Below are 24,340 nucleotides of genomic sequence, written 5' to 3' on the forward strand. Positions count from 1 at the left end.
ATCACCAGTCCCAGTTGAGGTTAAAGCCGAAGGTGGCGTGGCTTGAGGAGAAGCCGTCTGGCTTCGAAAGGGGTGTGCCGGCGAAGAGGTCATAGTTGACCCGGAGTGCGCTGCCGCGCAGGCCAACCACGCCGCCCGCCAGGTGATGACCCAGCAGATACTCTGAGCCGACGCCGCTAATCTCGCCGTAATCCACACCGAGATAGAGCTCCTGTGCGGACAGTGGCGTACGCCAGGCGACATCGTTACGCACATACCACCCTTCGCTGGCATTGAGCGTGAGCTCACCATCGAATCCGCGTACCGACCAGCGGTTGCCGATAGCAAACTGATCCTGCGGCGTAAGCGGGGTGTTACTCATCTGGCGCAGGTACTGCAGGGTGTAGCGAAAGTTTTGTGAGCCGAGTGCAAAGGGCAGATCCAGCCCGGCGTTTATTTGCAGGATTTTGCTGAGTGCGGTGGCATAGCCGGGATACTCTTCCGGTGCGCGCTGAGCGCCAAACCAGCGGGTACCGCGCTGATAGCTGATGCCTGCATCCAGCGTCGCGGGGCCGATATAGTGGCGATGCTGTAATCCGGCCTTCCACGCGGCGGTTTGACGGCGCTGGACATCAACTTCGGTGTCATCGATAAAGTTGCGACTTTCCCGCGCTGAGACGTGATAGCTGAAAGTGGTTTTCTGGCTGCCGCTGCGGTGCAGTACCCGGCTGAGCTGCAGATCGAGATTTTTGCTCTTTCCGCTGTAGCGGTAATCCCCGTTGAGGCCGGGGCTGGTCTGGTAATAGTCGTAATCACTGGCGGTGATGCCCGCCAGCCAGTAGCCAAAGGGCACCGAATAGTGGGCCGTGTAGTTTGTGGTGCCTTTGCCATCTTTGCCGTTCAGATCGTGGCTGGCCGAGAGGTACATCAGGTCGCTTAAGGAAAAGGGATTATCCAGCGACAACGTGATACCAGCCTGATAGCGCCCGGTGGCGTTGCTGCCTGAGTCATCCAGCGACAGTCCCACGCGCCACGGCTTCTGCTGGTGGCGCGTAATGAGGATGTCGCTCTCGCCAGGCTTATTACCGGGCAAAATCTCCATGCTGGCTTCCACCGTGGGCAGCCGCTGTAAATTCTCCAGCCCCTGCTCGATATCGCGCAGATCCAGCAGGTTGCCCTCACGGGCAGGGAAGGCGCTGTAAAGCTGGATATAATTGCTGCTTTCCTACGTCAGGGTGACGTGACGGATATCGCCAGGCACCACCCTGAGCGCCAGTGTACCCTGACGTAAATCCTGAGCAGGCGCCAGCACTCGGGTGGTGATCCAGCCGTGATCAACCAGCCGATTTTGTAGGGCGCTCATCAACATGTTCACCCCTTTACCGCCGAGGCACTTCCCTTGCGCCTGATTCGCAATGCGCTGCAGCGGCAGCCAGTGGGGCAGGGCCTCTTGCCCACTGAGCGTGACGCGCGCAATGGGGAAGCAGGGGGTTTCCGAGGGAAAAATAAGCTGGCTGGAACGATCGTCGCTACCGGAGAGGCGCACGTCCGGAGTGGGTGGGGTAAGCTGTTGTTCAAGCGCCTTCTGACGCTGTTGCTGAATGATAAACTGATTGTCAGGCTCAGCGGCAAAGAGCGGCTGGCCGAGCGTAAGGCAGGCAAACGCCGCACATATCCCTTGTAGCGCACGAGGCATCATAAGCATTCCATGCTGTGATTGAAAAAGAAGCAGTCAGATCAGGAATGTTAATGTTTTTGCCGGGCAGATAAAGGGGCGTAATTCTTAAAAAGCAGTTAAATCTGAAAGATAGGGCGGGTGAGTACGAAAACGGACGGCCTAAGCCGCCCCTTTTCCTAATGGAACCACCAGCGGCGTCCCGGCCACCGGATCGTCAATAATCATGCAGCGCATGCCGTAGATCTGTTCGATCAGATCCGGCGTTACGATCGCTTTTGGTGCGCCTTCCGCCACGATCTTCCCGTCGCGCAGGGCAATCAGGTGGGTGGCATAGCGGCAAGCCTGATTAAGATCGTGTAATACCGCCGCCAGCGTATAGCCCTGAGTGCGGTTCAGCTCACTCAGCAGCTCCAGCAGATCAATTTGATGGCTGATATCGAGCCAGGTGGTCGGTTCGTCCAGCAGCATGATGGCGGTCTCTTGCGCCAGCACCATGGCGATCCACGCCCGCTGTCGTTGTCCACCAGAAAGGGTATCCACGCTTTGAGCGGCCAGATCGGTGATGCCCGTGGCCTGCATTGCGCGGGTTACCGCGGCCTCATCCTCTTTACGCCAGCGGGTAAACAGTGGCTGATGCGGGTAACGGCCGCGCGCCACCAGCTCCTGTACGGTGATATCTCCCGGGGTGGTGGCGTTCTGCGCCAGCAGACCAATACGGCGAGCCACCTCTTTGCTGGCGTAGCGCTGGATCTGCTCGCCGTCGAGATACACGCTTCCGGCCAGCGGCGTCATCAGGCGGCTCAGGGTGCGCAGCAGGGTCGATTTCCCGCAGCCGTTGGGGCCGATAATCGCCGTAAAGTGCCCGTCGGGAATGGAGACAGTCAGATCCTGCGCCACGGTTTTTTTGCCATAGCCAAGGGTAAGATTTTCGCCGCGCAAGCGGGTGGGTATTGTGCTCATTTCTTGCGTGACTCCTGAACAAGCAAGACGATGAGATAGATACCGCCAAGACTGACGGTAACTACCCCGACCGGAAGTTGATAAGGCATAAACAGCTGCTGGGCACAGAGATCGGCTGCCAGAAGCAGCAGCGAACCGCAAAGCGCGGCCTGGGTTAAGCCCCAGCGCGCGGTGCCGCTCAGACGGCGGGCGATATGCGGTGCGACCAGCGCAATAAATGAAATCGGCCCGGCGATGGCGGTGGCGGCCGCGGTCAGCACCACCGCCACCAGCATCAGCATTAAGCGCGAACGCTCCACGCCCACGCCCAGGGCACAGGCGCTGTCATCGCCCATCTCCAGCAATCGCATACGCTTCACCAGCAGCCAGGCACACAGCAGCATCAGGCCGATAATGGGGGTGGCTGGCAAGGTTTTCGCCCACGTCAGGCCATTTAGCGACCCCGCGTTCCACAGCCCGGCGGAGAGGGAGGTTTCCAGCGAAGCACGCAGCAAAAGCCAGGTATTGAAAGCCATCAGCATAGCCCGAACGCCAATGCCGATAATAATAAGACGGAAGGTTTCGATCCCGTTACGCCATGCCAGGGTCCAGACCACCAGCGAGGTCAGGATCCCGCCCAGCATCGCCGCCAGGGCTATCGCCGTCAGATGCTGACCAAAGAGCACCATGGCCACCAGCACGCCGCTCCAGGCCCCGGTGTTGAAGCCCATCACATCCGGGCTGCCTAATGGGTTACGCAGTAACGACTGGAATATGGCGCCGCTGACGCCAAGGGCTGCGCCCACCAGTATCGCCATCATCACGCGCGGCAGGCGCCACTCGGTGACCACCAGGGTGACGTTGCGCGGCGCGCTGCCAAGCAAGGCATCGATAACCTGCTGTATATCGAGGGTAACGGCGCCGCTGCACAGGCTCCAGAGGGCCACCAGCAGACTGGCGGCGACCAGCAGAAAACAGCTCAGCAGTAAACGTGGCGACGGGGCATTCACAGGCCACCTCCGCGTTTACGTCGTACCAGGAAAATAAGCACCGGCGCGCCGATAAAGGCGCTGACCACCGAGACCCGCAGCTCGCCCGGCACCAGCAGACGGCCAATAACGTCGGCATACAGCAGCAGGGCAGGGGTGGCAAGCAGGGTGACCGGCAACGACCAACGGTGATCGGCCCCCACCAGCCAGCGCGCCATGTGCGGCATCATCAGGCCAATAAAGGCAATGGGGCCAACGACCGCCGTCGCGCTGCCGCACAGGACGGTGATGGCCAGCAGGCCGATAAGCTGAGTGCGTGCCACCCGGCTGCCCAGCGCGGTGGCCGTGTCTGCGCCCAGGCTAAGACTGTTCAGGGCCCGGCTTAACATCAGTGCCACCACGGCGGCGATGACCACCGGTAACGTCACCACTTTAAGCGTCTGCAGGGTGCGGATATCCAGCGAGCCCGCCTGCCAGAAACGCAGCTGATCCCACACGTCCGGATTGAGCAGGGCGATGCCGTTGGATAAGCCTTCCAGCACGGCGCCCAGCGCCACCCCCGCCAGGGTTAAGCGCACCGGGCTGAGCTGCCCGCCCCCCTGACTGCCGGTAAAGGCCACCAGCAACGAGGCCGCCAGCGCGCCGCAAAAGGCCATCATCAGTTGTTCTACGGGGGAGGAGAATCCAAACAGCGCGGCGCCCAGCACGATGGCAAAACTGGCCCCGGAATTCACCCCCAGGATGCCGGGGTCGGCCAGCGGATTACGGGTCAGGGTCTGCATGAGGGCACCGGCCAGCCCCAGCGCCGCACCGGCCAGCAGGCCAGCAAGGGTACGGGGCAGGCGGGCATCCAGCACAATAGTACAGTCCGCGCTTTGACAGGTGCCGGACAGGGCATCGACAATCACGGCGGCGGGCAAAGGTTTTGCGCCAACCAGCAGGCTGAGTGCAGCGGCAAGAATTAACAGGAGCAACAAACCGGGCACGGCAAGGGCACGCCCGGTAGAAGGTGAAAACGACATAGCAACGTCCATGACTTGATAATGATAGTAATTATCGTTATCTATCTTATTTGGCTATGTTAGCATGTGCGGCCATGGAATTGGTAAAAAAAGAAACCATTAAGGCGTTGTAATGACCCAAAAATCCTGGCTGCTCAACCTCAGCCTGCTGAAGACTCACCCGGCGTATCGCGCCGTCTTTATCGCCCGCTTTATCTCTATTTTGTCCCTTGGCCTGCTGGGCGTCGCCGTGCCGGTACAGATCCAGGCCATGACGCACTCCAGCTGGCTGGTAGGGCTCTCGGTGACGCTGACCGGCGGGGCGATGTTTGTCGGCCTGATGGTGGGCGGGGTACTGGCCGACCGCTTTGAGCGAAAAAAACTGATTCTGCTGGCGCGGGGAACCTGCGGCGTCGGCTTCGTCGGGCTGTGTCTGAACGCGCTGCTGCCGGAACCGTCGTTGATTGCCATCTATGCGCTCGGACTCTGGGACGGCTTCTTTGCCTCTTTAGGGGTGACGGCGCTGCTGGCAGCAACGCCAGCGCTGGTGGGGCGTGAAAACCTGATGCAGGCGGGGGCGATCACCATGCTCACCGTGCGTCTGGGCTCCGTGATTTCGCCGATGGTGGGCGGCTTGTTGCTGGCTACCGGTAACGTGGCCTGGAACTACGGCCTGGCGGCGGCAGGCACCTTTATCACCACGCTGACCTTACTGCGTTTACCGCTGCTCCCGCCGCCCCCTCAGCAGCGTGAGCATCCGCTGAAATCCCTGCTGGCGGCGATTCGCTTCCTCTTTACCAATCCGCTGATTGGCGGCATTGCCCTGCTGGGCGGGCTGCTGACCATGGCCAGCGCAGTGCGCGTGCTCTATCCGGCGCTGGCGGGTGAGTGGCAGATGAGTGCCTCGCAGATTGGCCTGCTCTATGCGGCGATCCCCCTCGGCGCGGCGATCGGCGCGCTCACCAGCGGCAACCTGGCCCAGAGTGCGCGCCCGGGGTTAATCATGCTGGTGGCGACTTTCGTGTCGTTTATTGCCATCGCGCTCTTTAGCCTGATGCCTGTCTGGGCGCTGGGTGTGGTCTGCCTGGCACTGTTTGGCTGGCTGAGTGCGGTGAGCTCTCTGCTGCAATACACGCTGATTCAGACCCAGACGCCGGAAAATATGCTCGGACGGATTAACGGCCTGTGGACGGCGCAGAACGTGACCGGCGATGCCATCGGCGCGGCTATTCTGGGCGGCCTGGGCGCAATCATGACGCCGGTGGCCTCAGCCAGCAGCAGTGGATGTGTGCTGGCGATAGTGGGGGCGATTTTACTGGTAGGACTGGTGAAGCTGCGCCGGTTCAGAAACGAACCGGCCGCCTCTCAGGCTTAATGAAACAGCGACTGCAATCGGGTTAACACCCGCATCGCACTGTAGTAATCCAGGCGGAAGGTCTCGGTTCCCAGCGCCCAGACGCGTTTGTTCTGCACCGCGGGCAGGTGGGCCAGTAGCGGGTTGGCATAAATCGCGTCGACGTCTTTTTGATCCCCGGCGAACAGGAACAGCCCTTCGCCGTTCAGACCCGTCGCCAGATTTTCACCACCCAGTTGAATAATGTCATGGCGTTTACCCTGGCTTTGGGAGGTGGATAGCCCGGCGGGCAGCGTGGCCAGGCTAAAGCCCAGCTGTTGCAACAGTTGCCCCTGCGCAGAATCGGCAGTCCAGAGGTTCGCGCTGTGGGCTGCCGCAGTGTAGACCAGCGCATTTACCGGCTGCGGTGGCAGTTTCATCTGCTGCTTAACCTGGGCCAGCTGTTTATCGAACTCATGGATACGCTCCGCAGCCTGCTTTTCCTGACCGGTGATCGTGCCCAACTGCGTCAGCAGCGTCTGCCAGCTTTTATCGTCGTAATTGATCACAAGCGTGGGCGCAATGGCCGACAGCTGATCGTAAAGGGCCAGGGCCGAGTCGCCGCCGGTGGCGCTGATCAGAATCAGATCGGGCATCTGGGCGGCCACCGCTTCGGCGCTCGCCTCACCAATATAGAGACGCGAGAGTTTGCGCTGTTTGGCAATGTCACCCCACTGGCGCAAAAAGCCCTGGTCGTCTGCCACGCGGTTGTTAGGCGTGGTCGCCCCGCTGGCCACCACCGGCGCGTCGATTGCCAGCAGAGAGCCGGTAAGGGTCACGCTGGTCGAGACGATGCGCGTGGGTTTGCTTTCAAGGGTGTGCGTGCCGTGGCTGTCGGTCACCTGACGGGGCCAGTCGGCGGCGGTGGCTGAGGTTTCTCCTAAAACGAAAATGGCGCCCAGGAGCAGGGCATGACGGCAAACGGCGGGGAATTTCACAAAGCGGCGTCCTGTATTTGCTGAGGTTAATGCTTCTCATTTTCATGAAAGCGTCACGGGGATGCAAGCGATAGTCGCACAAGATGCGCTGTCTGCGGTTGACACCCTTGCGATGAGCGATTAGGTTAGCCACCAAAATATAAATGATAATAATTCTTACTGCTTTTATCATTTCAGGAGGATGATATGGATACGTCATTGGCCGAGGAAGTCCAACAGAACCCGGCCACGCTGCAATCAGACAGTTTCTTCTTTATGTCGCCTTATCGCAGCTTTACCACGTCCGGCTGTTTTGCCCGCTTCAACGAACCCGCTGAAAATGGCGAACATCTCTCGAGCGCTTTCCAGCAAAAACTGGCGCAGGCCTTTGCACAGGCGAAAGCCAGCGGCATCGCGAACCCCATCATGGTAGGCGCGATCCCCTTTGATACCCGTAAACCCTCTTCACTGTTTATTCCGCAACGCTGGCAGAGCTTTGCCCGTCCGGCACGTCAGCAGGCTGCGCGCTATGCCAGCCCAACGCAGACGCTGACCGTCGCCCAGCGCAGCGAGATCCCCGGCCAGCCGGTGTTCGAAGAGATGGTTGCCCGTGCCGCCGCGCTGACCGCGACGCCTCGCGTCAACAAGGTGGTGCTGTCGCGACTGATTGATATCGTCACCGAGGAGCAGATCGACAGCGGCGCGCTGCTGGAGCGTCTGATTGCGCAGAACCCGGCGAGCTTTAACTTCCACGTCCCCCTGGAAGATGGCGGCGTACTATTGGGTGCCAGCCCAGAACTGTTACTGCGCAAAGAGGGCAGCCACTTCAGCTCCCTGCCGCTGGCGGGATCGGCGCGTCGTCAGCCCGATGACATGCTCGACCGCGAAGCGGGTAACAAGCTGCTGGCCTCTCAAAAAGATCGTCACGAGCACGAGCTGGTGACCCAGGCGATGAAAAGCGTCCTGGAAACCCGTAGCCATCAGCTGACTATGCCCGCCTCGCCGCAATTGATCACCACCCCGACGTTGTGGCACCTGGCAACGCCGGTAGAGGGCGAGGCGCGTGCCGATGAAAACGCCCTGACGCTGGCCTGTTTACTGCACCCGACGCCGGCGCTGAGTGGCTTCCCGCATCTGGCCGCGAAAGCCCTGATTGCCGAACTGGAGCCCTTCGATCGCGAGCTGTTTGGCGGCATTGTTGGCTGGTGCGACAGTGAAGGCAACGGCGAGTGGGTGGTCACTATCCGCTGCGCACGCCTGCAGGCGAACACCGTGCGACTGTTCGCCGGCGCGGGTATTGTGCCGGCCTCCTCTCCGGTCGGTGAATGGCGCGAAACCGGCGTCAAACTCTCCACCATGCTGAACGTTTTTGGTTTGCACTAAGGAACAATCATGACCATTCCCTTTACCCGTTGGCCTGAGGATTTTGCCCGGCGCTATCGCGAAAAAGGTTACTGGCAGGATCTGCCGCTGACTGACATTCTGACCCGCCACGCCAGCAGCGACGCGACGGCCATCATCGACGGTGACCGCCAGTACAGCTATCGCCAGTTCCACCAGGCGGTGAACAATCTGGCCGCTTCGCTACAGGCGCAGGGCATCAAGCGCGGTGAGACGGCGCTGGTACAACTGGGCAACGTGGCCGAGTTCTACATCACTTTCTTTGCGCTGCTGCAGTTGGGCGTGGCGCCGGTTAATGCGCTTTTCAGCCATCAGCGCAGCGAGCTTAATGCCTACGCCAGCCAGATCGAACCGGTGGTGCTGATTGCCGATCGCGGGCATGCCCTGTTTACCGGCGATGATTTCCTTAACACCTTCGTCGATGAGCACCGTTCGGTGCGCATAGTCATGCTGCGCGGTGATAACGGTGAACACGCGCTGGAGACGGCGATGGCTCGCCAGGATCCTCACTTTATCGCCTCGCCGACCCCGGCCGATGAAGTGGCGTTCTTCCAGCTATCGGGCGGCAGTACCGGTACGCCGAAGCTGATCCCCCGCACCCATAACGACTACTACTACAGCATTCTGCGCAGCAACGAGATTTGCGCCATCACTGCCGATACACGCTATCTGAACGCGCTGCCTGCCGCCCATAATTTTGCGATGAGCTCGCCGGGTTCGCTGGGGGTGTTTATGGCGGGCGGTTGTGTCGCGCTGGCGCACGATCCCAGCGCCACCCACTGCTTCCCGCTGATTGCTCAGCATCAGCTGAACATGGCCTCGCTGGTGCCGCCGGCGGTTAGCCTGTGGTTACAGGCCATTGCCGATGGGGCAGATAAAAGCCAGCTCGCCTCTCTCACGCTGTTGCAGGTTGGCGGCGCACGGCTCTCTGCGACCCTGGCGGCACGTATTCCTGCTGAGATCGGCTGCCAGCTGCAGCAGGTATTTGGCATGGCGGAAGGGCTGGTGAATTACACCGCGCTCGACGACGCGCCGGAGAAGATTATGAATACCCAGGGCCGCCCAATGTGTCCGGACGACGAGGTCTGGGTGGCCGATGAAAACGGCAATCCGCTGCCGCGTGGGGAAGTGGGGCGCCTGATGACCCGCGGGCCCTATACCTTCCGTGGCTATTACAAAAGCCCGGAACACAACGCCAGCGCCTTCGATGCCAACGGTTTTTACTGCTCCGGCGACCTGATCGCTATCGATGAGCAGGGCTATATCACCGTCCAGGGGCGCGAGAAAGATCAGATCAACCGCGGCGGCGAAAAGATTGCCGCAGAAGAGATTGAGAACCTGCTGTTACGCCACGAGGCGGTGATCCATGCGGCACTGGTCAGCATGGAAGATAGCCTGCTGGGCGAGAAGAGCTGCGCGTATCTGGTGGTGAAACAGCCCCTGCGTGCCGTAGAGGTTCGCCGCTTCCTGCGTGAGCAGGGCGTCGCCGAATTTAAGCTGCCGGATCGCGTCGAGAGCGTGGATGCGCTGCCGCTGACGCCGGTGGGAAAAGTAGACAAGAAACAGTTGCGCCTGTGGCTGGCTGAACGCGCCCAGGGCTGAGGAACAGAAGATGGCCATTCCAAAATTAACCGCTTACGCGCTGCCGACCGTGGCAGATCTGCCTGATAACAAAGTGAACTGGGCGTTTGAACCCGAGCGCGCCGCGCTGCTGATCCATGATATGCAGGAGTATTTCCTCAATTTCTGGGGCGAAAACAGCGCGATGATGCAGCAGGTCGTGGCAAATATCGCTCGCCTTCGTGACTTCTGCAAAGCCCACAACATTCCGGTCTATTACACCGCCCAGCCGAAAGAGCAGAGCGATGAAGACCGTGCCCTGCTGAACGATATGTGGGGGCCGGGGCTGACCCGCTCCCCGGAGCAACAGCGCATTGTGGCCGGGCTGACGCCGGACGAAGCGGATACCGTGCTGGTCAAGTGGCGTTATAGCGCCTTCCATCGCTCCCCGCTGGAGCAGATGTTGAAAGATACCGGCCGTAACCAACTGATCATTACCGGTGTCTATGCGCACATCGGCTGCATGACCACCGCCACCGACGCTTTCATGCGAGATATTAAGCCTTTCTTCGTCGCCGATGCGCTGGCTGACTTTACCCGTGACGAGCACCTGATGTCACTTAAGTACGTGGCGGGTCGCTCCGGCCGCGTGGTGATGACCGATGAACTGCTGCCCTCTATTCCGGCATCAAAGGCGGCGCTGCGCGAAGTGATCCTGCCGCTGCTGGACGAATCCGACGAGCCGATGGATGACGAAAACCTGATCGATTACGGCCTCGATTCCGTACGCATGATGGCGCTGGCTGCCCGCTGGCGCAAAGTACACAGTGATATCGACTTCGTGATGCTGGCAAAAAATCCGACCCTCGACGCCTGGTGGGCGCTGCTCTCTCGCGAGGTGAAGTGATGGCCGGATTTGATTTTACCGGCAAAACCGTCTGGGTGACGGGGGCGGGTAAGGGGATTGGCTATGCGACGGCGCTGGCCTTCGTTGAGGCGGGGGCGAACGTGACCGGCTTTGACCTGGCGTTTCCGGCGCAGGATTATCCCTTTGCCACTGAAGTGCTGAACGTGGCGGATGCTGCCCAGGTGAGCACGATCTGTGCTCCTCTCCTTGCCGCTCAGGACCGTCTTGATGTGCTGGTCAACGCGGCCGGTATTCTGCGCATGGGGGCCACCGATGCCCTCACGCAAGAGGCATGGCAAGAGACGTTCGCGGTGAACGTCGGCGGTGCGTTTAACCTTTTTCAGCAGACGATGGGCCAGTTTCGTCGTCAGCAGGGTGGGGCGATAGTCACCGTGGCTTCGGATGCGGCACATACCCCCCGTATCGGCATGAGCGCCTATGGCGCCTCGAAAGCGGCATTAAAAAGCCTGGCGCTGACCGTCGGGCTGGAGCTGGCGAGCAGCGGCGTGCGGTGTAATCTGGTCTCACCGGGGTCAACGGACACCGATATGCAGCGCATCCTTTGGGTGAGCGATGATGCCGAGCAGCAGCGCATCCGCGGCTTTGGCGAGCAGTTTAAGCTGGGTATTCCGCTGGGCAAAATCGCCCGTCCGCAGGAGATTGCCAGCACCGTATTATTCCTGGCCTCCGATGCCGCCAGCCATATCACCCTGCAGGATATCGTGGTGGATGGCGGTTCAACCCTGGGGGCCTGAATGATCTGGAAACGTCACTTATCACTCGACGCGCTGAATGCCACCAGCCAGAACACGATGGTGGCCCACCTCGGCATCCTCTATACCCGCATCGGTGATGAGACGCTGGAAGCTGAAATGCCGGTAGATACCCGCACCCATCAACCCTTTGGTTTGCTGCACGGCGGGGCATCGGCTGCGCTGGCGGAGACGCTTGGCTCAATGGCCGGCTATCTGATGACCCGTGATGGGCAGAGCGTGGTGGGTACTGAGCTTAATGCCACGCATCACCGGGCAGTGTCGCAGGGTAAGGTGCGCGGCGTGTGCCAGCCGTTACATCTGGGGCGCACCAGCCAGAGCTGGGAGATTGTGGTCTATGACGAGCAGGGGCGGCGTTGCTGCACCTGTCGGCTAAGCACCATGGTGCTGGGATAATTGTTGCCCCCTTATCCTACGGGTGAGGGGGGCTGCTGCACCCGAAAGTGATCGGGTTAACAATGTGTTGTAAATACCTGGTTTTACCCCCCATTTCTACGTTTCAAAGTTGTTAAAAATGTCCCTGTGATCTAGAAACAAAATGTAACACCTCCTGTTTCACGCTAACGGACATCAACTATGAACAACTCAGGGAAATACCTCGTCTGGGCCATGCTCTCCGTAGTGGGAGCATTCGCGCTGGGCTACATCGCCCTCAACCGTGGTGAACAGATAAATGCGCTGTGGATTGTGGTTGCCTCAGTCTGTATCTATCTGATTGCTTATCGCTTTTATGGCAAGTTTATCGCCCGCAATGTGCTCTCAGTGGACAGCACGCGCATGACGCCTGCGGTGCGGCACAACGACGGTCTGGACTATGTGCCAACCGACAAAAAAGTGTTGTTTGGTCACCACTTTGCCGCTATCGCCGGGGCGGGGCCGCTGGTGGGGCCGGTACTGGCCGCACAGATGGGGTATTTACCTGGCATGATCTGGATCCTCGCCGGCGTGGTACTGGCCGGTGCGGTGCAGGATTTTATGGTGCTCTTCGTCTCCACCCGTCGCGACGGACGCTCGCTCGGTGAGCTGGTGAAAGAGGAGATGGGGGCCACCGCCGGGGTGATCGCGTTGATCGCCACCTTTATGATCATGGTGATCATTCTGGCGGTGCTGGCAATGATCGTGGTGAAAGCCTTAACCCACAGCCCGTGGGGAACGTACACCGTCGCCTTCACCATCCCGCTGGCGCTGTTTATGGGGATCTATATTCGCTATCTGCGTCCTAGACGTATTGGCGAAGTGTCGATCATCGGTCTGTTCTTCCTGGTGTTCGCCATTATCTCTGGCGGCTGGGTGGCGGAGAGCCCGACCTGGGCACCGTACTTTGACTTTACCGGCGTACAGCTGACCTGGATGCTGGTGGGCTACGGTTTCGTTGCGGCGGTACTGCCGGTGTGGCTGCTGCTGGCGCCGCGCGATTATCTCTCGACCTTCCTGAAAATCGGCACCATCGTTGGGCTGGCGATTGGCATTCTGATTATGCGCCCGACCCTGACCATGCCAGCGCTTACCAAGTTTATCGATGGCACCGGCCCGGTATGGACGGGTAACCTCTTCCCGTTCCTGTTTATCACTATCGCCTGCGGGGCGGTGTCGGGGTTCCATGCCCTGATCGCCTCCGGTACCACACCGAAGATGCTGGCCAATGAGAACCAGGCCTGCTTTATCGGCTACGGTGGGATGCTGATGGAGTCCTTCGTGGCGATTATGGCCCTGGTCTCTGCCTGCATTATCGATCCCGGCGTCTACTTCGCGATGAATAGCCCGATGGCGGTGCTGGCCCCGGCCGGTACGGCAGACGTGGTGGCCTCTGCGGCGCAGGTGGTGAGCGGCTGGGGCTTTGCGATCACGCCAGAAACCTTAACCCATATCGCGAATGAAGTAGGGGAGCAGTCTGTCATCTCCCGCGCGGGCGGGGCACCGACCCTGGCGGTGGGGATGGCATACATCCTGCACGGTGCGCTGGGTGGGCTGATGGATGTGTCGTTCTGGTATCATTTCGCCATTCTCTTTGAAGCGCTGTTTATTCTGACGGCGGTGGACGCGGGTACCCGTGCGGCACGCTTTATGCTGCAGGATCTGCTGGGGGTGATCTCACCCGGCCTGAAGCGCACCGATTCGCTGCCGGCGAACCTGCTGGCTACGGCGCTGTGCGTACTGGCGTGGGGCTACTTCCTGCATCAGGGGGTGGTGGATCCGCTCGGCGGCATTAACACGCTGTGGCCGCTGTTCGGTATCGCTAACCAGATGCTGGCAGGGATGGCACTGATGCTTTGCGCGGTCGTCCTGTTTAAGATGAAACGTCAGCGTTACGCCTGGGTCGCGCTGGTGCCGACCGCCTGGCTGCTGATTTGTACCCTGACCGCCGGCTGGCAGAAAGCCTTCAGCCCGGATACGAAGATCGGTTTCCTGGCGATTGCCAATAAGTTCCAGGCAATGATCGACAGTGGTAATATTCCTGCTCAGTACACCCAGTCGCAGCTGACACAGCTGGTGTTTAATAACCGTCTGGATGCCGGGCTGACCATCTTCTTTATGGTGGTCGTGGTCGTTCTGGCGTGGTTCTCTCTGAAGACCGCCCTGGCGGCGCTGAAGGTGGATACCCCAACGGCAAAAGAGACGCCGTATGAGCCGATGCCTGAAAACCTGGATGAGATCGTCACCCAGGCAAAAGGGGCGCATTAAACGAACCTCCCCCTCTCTCCGCCGGGGAGAGGGGTTAACAGAAGAGATATGGCATGTTCGACACCCTCTCCAAAGCAGGTAAATATTTAGGCCAGGCCGCCAAAATGATGATCGGCGTCCCGGACTACGACAACTACGTCGAGCATATGCGCGTCAATCATCCCGATCAGACGCCAATGACCTACGAGGCCTTTTTCCGCGATCGGCAGGATGCGCGCTACGGGGGCAAGGGCGGGGCGAAGTGCTGTTAACCCTCTTTCGGAAAGTAGAGGCTTATCTGCTCTTGTTTGCAGCCATAAATTGCGGCCAGTTTTTCGCGGGTGCGTTTTTGCGGGCGGGAATCAGGTGATTCAAGCTGTGAGACGGCAGACTGGCTGATGCCCAGTTTGTCGGCCACCTCCTGTTGGGATAACCCGCGCAGAATACGCCAGGCGGCCTGCAGACTGACATCCTGATAAGTCATGATACTGCATACCTCTCCGGGCAGTTCAACGTCATCATAACCGTCATGTTCAATTTCTATTTCTTCCAGATCGTCGTCGGTTTCATCGTCGATCTCTGCCATTTGTAAGCACATACGGAAGTATTCGTCATAGGGAATAACTGCGTACTGAGCGTTTCCTTCATCGTCCTTAATCAGTTGAACAGCCATAGGGCATATTCTCCTCGTGTGAATAAGTGGTCGTTGTACGACGCTTTACGGCAATCACATAGCAGTGCTTATCAGTTGTAAGCGCCTCTGCCGGGCGACAGAGGCTTACATCACTTGTGCGATCAGGCGTTCAACCCTCCATCCACGTCCAGACCCGTTCCGGAGATCTGCCCGGCGGCAGGGCTTGCCAGGAAGGTGACCGCGGCGGCGACATCCTCCGGTTGGCCATAGTGACCAAGCGCAATGAGCTGGCGCTGCGACGCGGCCTGCTCGCCATGCTCCGGGTTCATATCACTGTTTGTCGGGCCAGGATGGACAAGATTCACGGTGATGCCGCGTGGCCCTAAATCGCGCGCCAGCCCGCGAGTCAGAGAGTTGAGGGCAGATTTGGTCATTGAGTAGACAGCAATGCCCGGCTGGGCGACGCGGTTTGCCAGGCAACTGCCGATATTGATAATGCGCCCCCCCTCAGACATATGGACAAGGACTTCCTGGATGGCAATCACCACGCCGCGAATATTCACGTTGATCAGGGCGTCGATATCCGCCAGGGTCATCGATTCCAGCGGGCCGCCGCGCGCAATACCGGCATTGTTGACCAGGATATCCAGCCCACCAAGGGAACGTGCCGCCTGAGTAACAGCATCCTGGATCGCCTGCGCGTTGGCGCTGTCGGCCTGAATCGCCTCGCTGTGCCGACCTAGCCCCTTTATCTCATCCGCCACGGCCTGCGCTTTATCGGCGGATTTTTCGTATGTGATAACCACATCGGCGCCGGCGCGTGCCAGAGAGAGTGCGATGGCACGACCCAATCCACGGCTGGCGCCGGTAACCAGCGCCTTCTTACCTGTTAAATCGATCTGCATGATGACCTCGTTGCGAGAGTGGTGATAGCCATCATTAGTTATAGTCAATCTGTGCAACTATCGGTGGAAGGATTCGACCTTCTCAAACGCCGCGCGCAGAACCGCAGGGGTTAGCGCTACCGACAGATAATGAATCGACTCTACCGGACGCAGGGTGTGGGCGATCACCTTATCCAGCGCGGCGGTATCGTTGATATCGACGTCCAGCTCACGCAGCGTGGTAGGCAGATTGAAGCGCTGATAGGCCGCCACCAACTGTGCCAGAACATCATCCTGGCCGAGCAGGGCGCTCTGCACCAGAATACCGTAAGCCACTTTTGTGCCGTGCAGATATTTGTCTGTTTGCGGCAGCACGGTCAGCCCGTTATGCACTGCATGCGCTGCTGCGACGCGGGTATAGCGCTCGCCCAGGCCGCCCACCATCCCGCCACCCGCAATGATGGCATCAACCACATCGCGAAAACGTTGCGTCTGCTCACCGCGCGCCTGGTCCGCCAGCGCCTGTTCGCTGCTTTCCAGTAACACATCGCGGATCGCCAGGGCGCCGTTGATGCCCAGCCGCACGGTTAACGGCAGGGTTTCAGGCTGCGGGGCCAGCACCACCGCCTCGTACCATTTCGCCAGCGTGTCGCCGATGCCCGCCAGCAGATACTCCGCCGGGGCGTGAAGGATAATGTCAGGCTCGACCAGCACCAGGAAGTTGGCGTCGTCGAAAATCTCAAAGTGCAGGGCGGAACCCGCGTCGTTGTACCAGACCGAGAGCGGCGTCCAGGCCGCACAGGTGGCGGCGATGGTGGGAATGGCAACCACCGGCAGACCCAGACGTCGTGCCACGGCTTTCACCGTATCCAGCAGCGCACCGCCGCCAATGCCAATCACCACGCTGCGATCGTCGCCGGACTGTTTCACAAGATCTGCAACGTCGCGCTCACTGCAGTGGCCTTTAAACAGAATCTGCTTTGCCCCCTCAGCGTTAAAGCTCTCTGGCAAGAACGGGCGTGCGCCTTCGATGGCACGTTCGCCATAAATCCAGACCGCCCGGGAGAGCTGTTCTGGAGTGAAAAAGTCGTGCAGGCGTTGCAGGCTGCCGTTGTGAGAGAAGTAATTGGCCGGACCCGGAACGACGCGAATATCGGTGTTGCTCATGTTGTTATCCTTTTTGCGAAATGCTAACCTGATGTTATGTCTGGACATCTGGATGGCTAATGATATTTTGCTTTATCTTATGCCTTTTCCGTCGTTGTCAGTCAACCGTAGCTGTGAAAAATTCCATAAATCATAATATTAAAGAAGGATTTAACGCCGATGGTTTCAAGTCGCCTGGAGATGCGCGGCATCAGCCTGGCCTTTGCGGGCTTTCAGGCGCTGTCGCGTGTCGATTTCACCCTGATGGGCGGCTCTGTGCATGCCCTGACGGGCGCCAACGGTGCGGGGAAGTCCACGCTGATGGCGGTGCTTTGCGGCACCCACGACCATTACGAGGGCGAAATCAGCATTAATAACCAGGCGGTGACCATTCGCGAACCCCTGGATGCCAAACGGCTGGGGATTCATCTTGTACAGCAGGAGGTGGATGTCGCGCTGATCCCGGGCTTGAGCATTGCTGAAAATATCATGCTCGATCATCTGGCGCAGCCAGGGCACCGCTTTCGCTGGCGGAGTGTGCGCCAACAGGCGGAAGCGGCGCTGGCCCAATTGGATGTTCAGCTGGACGTACGCCGCCCTATCGACAGCTGTACGCTGGCGGAAAAACAGCAAATCTTGCTGGCGCGCGCCCTCTCGCATCACTGTCGTTTCCTGATCCTGGATGAACCTACCGCTCCGCTGGATGCGCATGAAAGCGAGCGTCTCTTTAACGTGGTGCGCCGTTTACAGCAGCAGGGGATCGGCGTGGTGTTTATCTCCCACCGCATTCATGAGCTGAAGGCGATTTGCGATACCTTAACCGTGCTGCGTGACGGCAAGCTGATTGAGACAGGCCCGATGGCGGCCCTGAGCGGCGAAGCGATCGTTGAGAAGATGCTCGGCCATGAGCTGAGCGACATTTACCCGCCCGCCCGCCCGCGCGTCAGCGACGAAACCTTGCTGCGCATTGAGGGGCTGCATGATGACGCGCTGCTAAAAGATATCTCCCTGCATCTGCGCAAAGGCGAGATTTTAGGTATCGCCGGGCTCGCGGGCGCAGGCAAAACGGAACTCTGCAAGGCGCTGTTCGGCGCCAGTAAAAGCCGGGTTGACCGCGGTGAACTGAATAACCGGGCCTGGCGCCCCCGCGATCCCGCCGATTCGGTCCTGCGCGGGCTGGCGCTGGTGCCGGAAGAGCGGCGCAAAGAGGGCATCTTTATCGATGAGCCGGTGAGCATGAACCTGGCGGTCAGCGCCGATAACACTTTCTCTCGCTGGAGTCTGTTTGGCCATCGCCAGGCATGGCGCTGGGCGGAAGAGGTGATCGCCCGTGTGGGCGTGCGAGCGCGCGGGCCAGGACAGGTACTGCGGCGACTCTCGGGTGGCAACCAGCAGAAGGTGGCGATCGGCAAATGGTTACGTGGCAACGCGCAGGTGCTCATTTTTGACGAACCCACCAAAGGGGTGGACGTGAAAGCCAAAACCGATCTCTTCCAGCTGATTGACGGCCTGGCGCGCGAAGGCAAAGGGGTGATCTACGCCTCTGGCGAATTTGCCGAGCTGGTCGGGCTTTGTGACCGCATCTGCGTCTTATGGGATGGGCGCATCGTGGCAGAGATTGCCGGGGCCGAGGCCCGGGAAGAGACATTACTTTACTATTCAACCGGAGGAACCGCGTCGTGAGCAAGGCCCTTTCAGTGAATGCGGCGGCGTCTGGCCGTCAGCAAATATTCGATTTTCTCTACAAATGGGGCATGTTGCTGACCGTTGTCGCCTTGATTGCGATATTTGGTATCGCATCAGACAACTTCCTCGATCCCTTCAACATTATCAATATCCTACGATCTATCGCCATTGTGACGGTGATTGCCATTGGCGTCTCCATCTCCCTGACCGTGGGCGGTTTTGACTTGTCGGTGGGCTCGACGGCCTCGCTTGCCAACGCGCTGGTCATTTCGCTCTTTGTCTGGCATGGCTTCGGCACCACGGAATCGATTCTGATCACCCTGGCGCTCTGTACGCTGGTAGGGCTGTTTAACACCTTTCTGATCGTCATCCTGCGCATTCCGGACATGCTCGCCACCCTTGCGAGCCTGTTTGTGATCCAGGGGGTAGCGATGACATACAGTTACGGCGGATCGATTACCGAAAATATGGTGCTGCCGAGCGGAGATATGGCGGAAGGGACGATTCCGGCAGCTTTTGGCGCGCTGGGGCAGGTACCCACGATCGTGATCATCATGCTGGTGGTGACCCTGGTGGCGCAGCTGGCGTTGTCACTCACGACCCACGGCCGTCGCATGTACGCCATTGGCGGCAATCCGGAAGCCGCGCGTTTATCCGGAATTCGTACGACCCGCTATAAGGTCGCTGCCTACGTCATCGCCTCATTGCTGGCCGGACTGGGCGGTATTCTGCTGGCCTCGCGCATTGGCTCGTCACAGGTGAACGCCGGGGGCGGCTATCTGATGGATGCGGTGGCGGCGGCGTGGATCGGTTTCTCACTGGCAGGCTCGGGTAAACCCAACGCACTGGGTACGCTGGTGGGGGCGGTGATCCTTGGCGTACTCTCCAACGGACTGGTGATGCTTTCGGTCCCCTATTACGCCATGGACATTATAAAAGGGCTGGTGCTGGCAGCGGCGCTGGCGATCACCTACATACAAAAACGCTAATAATTCACAACAACACAACGGGATAACAGAATGAAAAAAATGGCGCGCTCTTTGGTGGCACTGGGATTACTTGCAGCCTTACCCGGCTTTGCCGCCACGCCGGCTCCGGTTCCGGCGGCGATTGCTAACCATGACGGGCAGATCCGCATCGCGGTGATCCGTAATCTCGGTTCGGACGACAACACCACCCAGTTTGTCTCCGGTGCGATTCAGGAAGGGAAAAAGCTCGGCTTCAAAGTCAGCACCTTTTTAAGTAACGGTGACGATGCCAAATTCCAGGACTTCGTTAACCAGGCCATCAGCCAGAAATATGACGGCATTATTCTCTCCCAGGGGCGTGACCCGTACTCCACGGCGCTGGTGAAAAAAGCGGTAGATGCCGGCATAAAAGTGTCGGTGTTCGACACCGCCGTAAAGGGCGATATCCCGGGCGTGACCGTCACGCAGCAGGATGATGCCTCCCTGACCCATCTCTCCTTCGGCCAGCTGGCGAAAGATTTCAACGGCAAAGCCAATATCATTAAGCTGTGGGTCGCTGGCTTCCCGCCGATGGAGCGTCGTCAGGCGGCGTACCAGGAATTACAGAAGCAGTATCCGGGCATTAAAGAGCTCGAATCTATCGGCGCGGTCTCGTCTGACGTGCAGGGCGACACCGCCAACAAAGTCGGCGCCGTGCTGGCGAAATACCCGAAAGGGCAGATCGACGCTATCTGGGGCACCTGGGATGCCTTTAGTCAGGGAGCCTACAAAGCCCTGAAAGAGAACGGTCGTACAGAGATCAAACTCTATAGCATTGATATCTCCAACCAGGATCTGCAATTGATGCGTGAATCCGGCAGCCCGTGGAAAGTGAGCGTGGCGGTGGATCCGAAGCTAATTGGTGCTACCAATGTGCGGCTGATTGCCAACAAGATTGCCGGGGAAACCACGCCAGCAACCTATGACTTTAAAGCGGCCGCCATCTCTCAGGCGCTGCTGACGGCGCAGCCTGGGGCAGTTAACGTGGCATCGCTTGGCAAAATCATCCCGGGCTGGGGCCAGACCCAGGACTTCATCGCCCCGTGGTTTGCTACGCTCGAAGCCAAAAATAAATGAGTACGCTTCCCACGCCTGAATACAGCCGCAATATGCGGCTGATTGGCCATAGCGATCAGGGCGGTCGCCCGGACGGGGTGCAGCTGATGGTGCACCGTGGCTTTGCCTATATTGGACATATGGTGTCGCAGGGTTTTTCGATTGTGGATGTGCGCGATCCCAAAAATCCTCGCGCGGCCGGGTATGTGCCCGCACCACCCTGCACCTGGAATGTCCACCTGCAGGCGCATGACGATCTGCTGCTGGTGATCAATGCCCGGGATCTCTTTGCCGACGCCCGCTTCGCAGACGAGAAGGTCTACTACACCCGACAGGTGGGGGAGACCGTTAGTGACGTGCAGGACAAAGGCTGGAGCGCCGGGCTGCGTGTGTTTGATATTTCGACCCCTGACAAACCAAGTGAAATTGGCTTTTTATCGCTGAACGGTATCGGTATTCACCGCATCTGGTATGTGGGTGGACGCTGGGCTTATGTTTCGGCGCTGATCGACGGTTTTACCGATTACATATTTCTCACCATCGATCTGGCGGATCCGCGCAGGCCAGAGGTGGCGGGGCGCTGGTGGTTGCCGGGCATGAATCAGGCTGAAGGCGAGAAGCCAACGTGGGCGGACGGTAAGCGCTATGCGCTACATCACGCGATTATCGCCGGCGATACCGCCTACGGAAGCTGGCGCGACGGCGGACTGACGCTACTGGACGTGAAAGACAAAACCCAGCCGAAGCTGATCAGCCATCGCAACTGGAGTCCGCCGTTTGGCGGCGGTACGCACACGGCGCTGCCGTTGCCGGACCGGGATCTGCTGGTGGTGTTGGACGAAGCGGTACTCGACAATCAGGAGGATGGTGAGAAGCTCATCTGGCTTTTTGATATCCGCGAGCCGTCGAACCCGGTCAGTATTGCCACCTTCCCGCAGCCGGATGAGAGAGATTACGTAGCGAAAGGGGCGCACTTCGGTCCACACAACCTGCACGAGAACCGGCCTGGTAGCTTTGTTAGCTCGACGCTGATTTTTGCCACCTACCAGAACGCTGGGGTGCGCGCGTACGATATCTCGAATCCGTATCGTCCGGTGGAGACCGGGGCGCTGGTTCCGGCGGCGCCTGAGAGGATGATGGATACACGACCGAATCGCCCGCAGGTGATCCAGTCGTGTGATGTGTTTGTGGACGCGCAGGGGATTATCTACAGCACCGATTATAACGGTGGGCTGTCGGTGATTGAGTATTTGGGGTAAGTGCGGGTTGCTGCCCTCACCCCGGCCCTCTCCCACAGGGAGAGGGAGAAAATACCGGCCTCTCTTCTACAGGGAGAGGGAGAACTCAGCTGTACTGGCGCACCCGCGCCACCAGCTCTTCTGCGCTGTCGATGCGATCGGCAATGACTATCAGCGCTTTACCTAACTGAATGGCATGGCGCAGGCATTCATGGCGCATCGCCTCATCCTGAATGGTGTCGATATCCGCCACGTGCGACAGGCCGACGCTACGGCGAATCAGCTCGGTGCCGCAGAAGCCAATGGCATCCTTCCAGACCTTTTTGAGAAATTCCGACGCATAGCCGGGTTCACCCAGGGCGGCATCGCGGGTTTTTTCGCTTGCCAGCGCCTGGAAACGCTCTGCGAAGGTATTCCACAGTGTCTGAATATCCCTCAGACGCTGTTCGCGGGCGGCGGCGGCATCGCGAATGCCCAGATGCCCCGGCAGGCCGCAGAAGTTAAGCAACAGGTTGCCGATGGCGGTGCCCACGTCAAAACCGATTGGTCCAAAGTAGCCAAACTCGGCATCGATTGCCTTCAGGCTCTCTTCGGCGACAAAAATCGAGCCGCTGTGAATATCCCCATGCAGCAGCGCTTCGGCCTGCGAGAAGAAGCGGTGTTTCAGGGAGGCTACGGCAATTTTTAGCTGTCCATCGTTACGCAGGGCGGCAACATCATTTTCCAGCTCAGCCGGATAGTTGTTGCGCTCGTGCACCTGATACGGATCGTTAAAGAACAGATCTTCAGTGATCTCGCACATTTCCGGGTTGATGAATTTCGCCACCTGCGCTTTTTTATCGTGCGGGTGGAGGTAGAAATCGCTGGTATGGAACAGGGTATGCGCCAGATACTCCCCAAGCTGGCGTGCGGCCTGCGGGTAGTCCACATTTTTTATCAATTCACCGCGCCAGATACGGTGGCTGGAGAGATCTTCCATGACCATCACCGCCAGTTGCGGATCGTAATGGTGAATCTTTACCGTGTGCTGCGGGCTATGTTGATAGTGGGCAACCAGGGTTTCTGCCTCAAGACGCGCGCGATCCAGGGTTAATGGCCAGGATTCGCCCACGCAGCGTACGTATGGAAGCGCCTGTTTCACGATGATGCGACTGACACCCTCGGTATCAAAAATTTTAAAGACCAGGTTGAGATTGCCGTCGCCCACCTCTTTCGCCTCCACCAGCGATGACGGGTTATCGAGGCCGCCAAACTGTTGTGCGTACGCCACGGCGTCCTGAGCGGTAAAGGTACGGTATTGCGACATTGCCTGTTCCTCACTGATTCTGGTAATTAAGACATTTAGACGTCTATACATCTGAATTTTATCCTGACACAATGTTATACAACAACGCAACAGAGAATTAACGACATGCAGACATTACAGACGACCAGCCTGCGGGTGGTGGAAAATCAGTTATTTATTCTCGATCAACAGGCGCTTCCGCAGGAGAAACGCTGGCTGGATGCCTCCAGCGTAGAGGCGCTGGTCGGCCATATTCATGCCTTACGTGTACGCGGCGCGCCGCTGATTGGTCTGTCGGCCAGCCTGCTGTTGGCCCTGCTGGCCGAAGCGGGTAAAAACCGCGACGAGCTGGCACAGGCGCTTGAGACGCTGCGGGCCTCGCGGCCAACGGCGGTGAACCTGATGAATAATCTGGATCGCATGAAGCAGGCGTTGCAGCAGGAGAATTTTGTGCCAGCGCTGGTGACCGAAGCGTTACGCCTGATCGACGAAGATAAACAGCTGTGCGATGCCATTGCCCGCGCAGGCAGTCAGCTTGTGAAGCCGGGTAGCCGTCTGTTGACCCACTGTAATACCGGCGGGCTGGCAACGGCGGGCGTAGGCACGGCGCTGGGCGTGATTGCGCTGGCGCATCAGCAGGGCAATGTACGTAACGTCTGGGTGGATGAGACCCGTCCATTATTGCAGGGCGGCAGACTGACGGCGTGGGAACTGGGTGAATTAGGGGTGCCTTACCAACTGATCACCGATTCAATGGCCGCCAGTCTGATGGCGAAAGGGCAGGTGGATGCCGTCTGGGTGGGGGCTGACCGCATTGCCGCCAATGGCGACGTGGCGAATAAAATCGGCACTTACTCTCTGGCGGTACTGGCGAAGTTTCATGGGATTCCATTTTACGTTGCCGCGCCGCAAACGACGCTGGATCCGCACTGCCCAAACGGCGACGCGATCCCGATTGAACAGCGCGCCGCCAGCGAAGTCACGGGCGTGGCGGGGAGTTTTGGCGCAGTCCAGTGGGCCCCCACGGATGCGCAGGTTTACAACCCGGCGTTTGACGTGACGCCAGCAGCCTTGATTAGCGGTTGGGTGCTGGATACGGGCGTGGTTACGCCGCAGCAGGTGGCAGAAGGGAAATTTTCCTGAGTCTTCGAAGGAACTGAAGCGGTAGTGCTTTTAGACCCCCTCTCCCCGGAAGGGAGAGGGGGA

Annotated in this window: 21 protein-coding genes and 1 pseudogene; 13 read left to right on the forward strand and 9 right to left on the reverse strand. The window is 59.2% G+C overall.

All coding sequences use genetic code 11. The annotated features are described in order from the left end of the window. Position 1: 1 nt before the first annotated feature. The 4 genes and pseudogenes from JZ655_RS05330 to fepD all read right to left on the reverse strand — a co-directional run bounded on the left by JZ655_RS05330 (position 2) and on the right by fepD (position 4,607). Positions 2-1,678: pseudogene (locus JZ655_RS05330) on the reverse strand (ShlB/FhaC/HecB family hemolysin secretion/activation protein). Between the two features lie 138 nt (positions 1,679-1,816). Further along, positions 1,817-2,617 (reverse strand): iron-enterobactin ABC transporter ATP-binding protein, encoded by an 801-nt coding sequence (gene fepC, locus JZ655_RS05335; protein ID WP_207293189.1) that lies wholly within the window; start codon positions 2,615-2,617, stop codon positions 1,817-1,819. Then, positions 2,614-3,606 carry an iron-enterobactin ABC transporter permease gene (gene fepG / locus JZ655_RS05340; protein ID WP_207293190.1) on the reverse strand — a complete coding sequence of 331 codons (993 nt, stop codon included), beginning with the start codon at positions 3,604-3,606 and terminating at the stop codon, positions 2,614-2,616. Before fepG ends, fepC begins: the two co-directional genes overlap by 4 nt. Beyond that, positions 3,603-4,607 carry a Fe(3+)-siderophore ABC transporter permease gene (fepD, locus tag JZ655_RS05345; RefSeq protein ID WP_046884330.1) on the reverse strand — a complete coding sequence of 335 codons (1,005 nt, stop codon included), beginning with the start codon at positions 4,605-4,607 and terminating at the stop codon, positions 3,603-3,605. Before fepD ends, fepG begins: the two co-directional genes overlap by 4 nt. A gap of 112 nt (positions 4,608-4,719) precedes the next feature. On the opposite strand from fepD, the gene entS reads away from it, so the two are divergent. Continuing rightward, a complete protein-coding gene (entS, locus tag JZ655_RS05350; RefSeq protein ID WP_207293191.1) occupies positions 4,720-5,961 on the forward strand; it encodes an enterobactin transporter EntS in 1,242 nt (413 codons plus the stop codon). On the opposite strand, the gene fepB is transcribed toward entS, so the two are convergent. Beyond that, on the reverse strand, positions 5,958-6,917 hold the full coding sequence (fepB, locus tag JZ655_RS05355) for a Fe2+-enterobactin ABC transporter substrate-binding protein (RefSeq protein ID WP_207293192.1): 960 nt from the start codon (positions 6,915-6,917) through the stop codon (positions 5,958-5,960). The genes entS and fepB overlap by 4 nt on opposite strands. A gap of 186 nt (positions 6,918-7,103) precedes the next feature. Between fepB and entC the strand changes: the two genes are divergently transcribed. From entC to JZ655_RS05390, 7 genes are all read left to right on the forward strand, one after another. Beyond that, on the forward strand, positions 7,104-8,279 hold the full coding sequence (gene entC / locus JZ655_RS05360; protein ID WP_207293193.1) for an isochorismate synthase EntC: 1,176 nt from the start codon (positions 7,104-7,106) through the stop codon (positions 8,277-8,279). A 9-nt stretch (positions 8,280-8,288) separates the two neighbouring features. Continuing rightward, complete coding sequence (gene entE / locus JZ655_RS05365) at positions 8,289-9,899, forward strand: (2,3-dihydroxybenzoyl)adenylate synthase (RefSeq protein ID WP_207293194.1); 1,611 nt, start codon at positions 8,289-8,291, stop codon at positions 9,897-9,899. Between the two features lie 10 nt (positions 9,900-9,909). Further along, a complete protein-coding gene (locus JZ655_RS05370) occupies positions 9,910-10,764 on the forward strand; it encodes an isochorismatase (RefSeq protein WP_207293195.1) in 855 nt (284 codons plus the stop codon). Then, entirely contained in the window at positions 10,764-11,519 is a 756-nt protein-coding gene (gene entA / locus JZ655_RS05375; protein WP_207293196.1) for a 2,3-dihydro-2,3-dihydroxybenzoate dehydrogenase, read from the forward strand. Before JZ655_RS05370 ends, entA begins: the two co-directional genes overlap by 1 nt. Beyond that, complete coding sequence (gene entH / locus JZ655_RS05380) at positions 11,520-11,933, forward strand: proofreading thioesterase EntH (protein WP_046884323.1); 414 nt, start codon at positions 11,520-11,522, stop codon at positions 11,931-11,933. A 180-nt stretch (positions 11,934-12,113) separates the two neighbouring features. Continuing rightward, entirely contained in the window at positions 12,114-14,219 is a 2,106-nt protein-coding gene (gene cstA / locus JZ655_RS05385; protein ID WP_207293197.1) for a pyruvate/proton symporter CstA, read from the forward strand. A gap of 53 nt (positions 14,220-14,272) precedes the next feature. Continuing rightward, a complete protein-coding gene (locus tag JZ655_RS05390) occupies positions 14,273-14,470 on the forward strand; it encodes a YbdD/YjiX family protein (RefSeq protein WP_014169079.1) in 198 nt (65 codons plus the stop codon). Here JZ655_RS05390 and JZ655_RS05395 read toward each other — a convergent pair. The 3 genes from JZ655_RS05395 to JZ655_RS05405 form a co-directional block, all read right to left on the reverse strand. Next, complete coding sequence (locus JZ655_RS05395; protein ID WP_040076612.1) at positions 14,467-14,871, reverse strand: helix-turn-helix domain-containing protein; 405 nt, start codon at positions 14,869-14,871, stop codon at positions 14,467-14,469. The genes JZ655_RS05390 and JZ655_RS05395 overlap by 4 nt on opposite strands. Positions 14,872-14,993: 122 nt before the next feature. Then, complete coding sequence (locus JZ655_RS05400; protein ID WP_207293198.1) at positions 14,994-15,737, reverse strand: SDR family NAD(P)-dependent oxidoreductase; 744 nt, start codon at positions 15,735-15,737, stop codon at positions 14,994-14,996. Positions 15,738-15,794: 57 nt separating this feature from the next. Then, positions 15,795-16,883, reverse strand: coding sequence for an oxidoreductase (locus tag JZ655_RS05405; RefSeq protein WP_046884318.1), 1,089 nt, complete (start codon positions 16,881-16,883; stop codon positions 15,795-15,797). Between the two features lie 159 nt (positions 16,884-17,042). Here JZ655_RS05405 and JZ655_RS05410 point away from each other — a divergent pair, with 159 nt between their 5' ends. From JZ655_RS05410 to JZ655_RS05425, 4 genes are read left to right on the forward strand one after another with little or no spacing between them, the layout of a single operon-like run. After that, the gene (locus tag JZ655_RS05410) at positions 17,043-18,545 is read left to right on the forward strand and encodes a sugar ABC transporter ATP-binding protein (RefSeq protein WP_207293199.1); all 1,503 of its coding nucleotides are present in this window, start codon (positions 17,043-17,045) and stop codon (positions 18,543-18,545) included. Further along, entirely contained in the window at positions 18,542-19,537 is a 996-nt protein-coding gene (locus tag JZ655_RS05415) for an ABC transporter permease (protein ID WP_207293200.1), read from the forward strand. The genes JZ655_RS05410 and JZ655_RS05415 overlap by 4 nt, the downstream gene beginning before the upstream one ends. 30 nt (positions 19,538-19,567) lie before the next feature. After that, positions 19,568-20,632 (forward strand): sugar ABC transporter substrate-binding protein, encoded by a 1,065-nt coding sequence (locus JZ655_RS05420; RefSeq protein ID WP_207293201.1) that lies wholly within the window; start codon positions 19,568-19,570, stop codon positions 20,630-20,632. Beyond that, a complete protein-coding gene (locus tag JZ655_RS05425; RefSeq protein WP_207293202.1) occupies positions 20,629-21,870 on the forward strand; it encodes an LVIVD repeat-containing protein in 1,242 nt (413 codons plus the stop codon). Before JZ655_RS05420 ends, JZ655_RS05425 begins: the two co-directional genes overlap by 4 nt. Before the next feature lie 85 nt (positions 21,871-21,955). Here the strand turns inward: JZ655_RS05425 and mtnK are convergent, their stop codons facing one another. Continuing rightward, entirely contained in the window at positions 21,956-23,155 is a 1,200-nt protein-coding gene (mtnK, locus tag JZ655_RS05430; RefSeq protein WP_207293203.1) for an S-methyl-5-thioribose kinase, read from the reverse strand. Between the two features lie 105 nt (positions 23,156-23,260). On the opposite strand from mtnK, the gene mtnA reads away from it, so the two are divergent. Next, positions 23,261-24,277, forward strand: coding sequence for an S-methyl-5-thioribose-1-phosphate isomerase (gene mtnA / locus JZ655_RS05435; protein WP_207293204.1), 1,017 nt, complete (start codon positions 23,261-23,263; stop codon positions 24,275-24,277). The last annotated feature ends 63 nt before the right edge of the window (positions 24,278-24,340 follow it).

Origin of the sequence: Leclercia pneumoniae (genome assembly GCF_017348915.1) — a bacterium.
GTDB lineage: Bacteria > Pseudomonadota > Gammaproteobacteria > Enterobacterales > Enterobacteriaceae > Enterobacter > Enterobacter pneumoniae.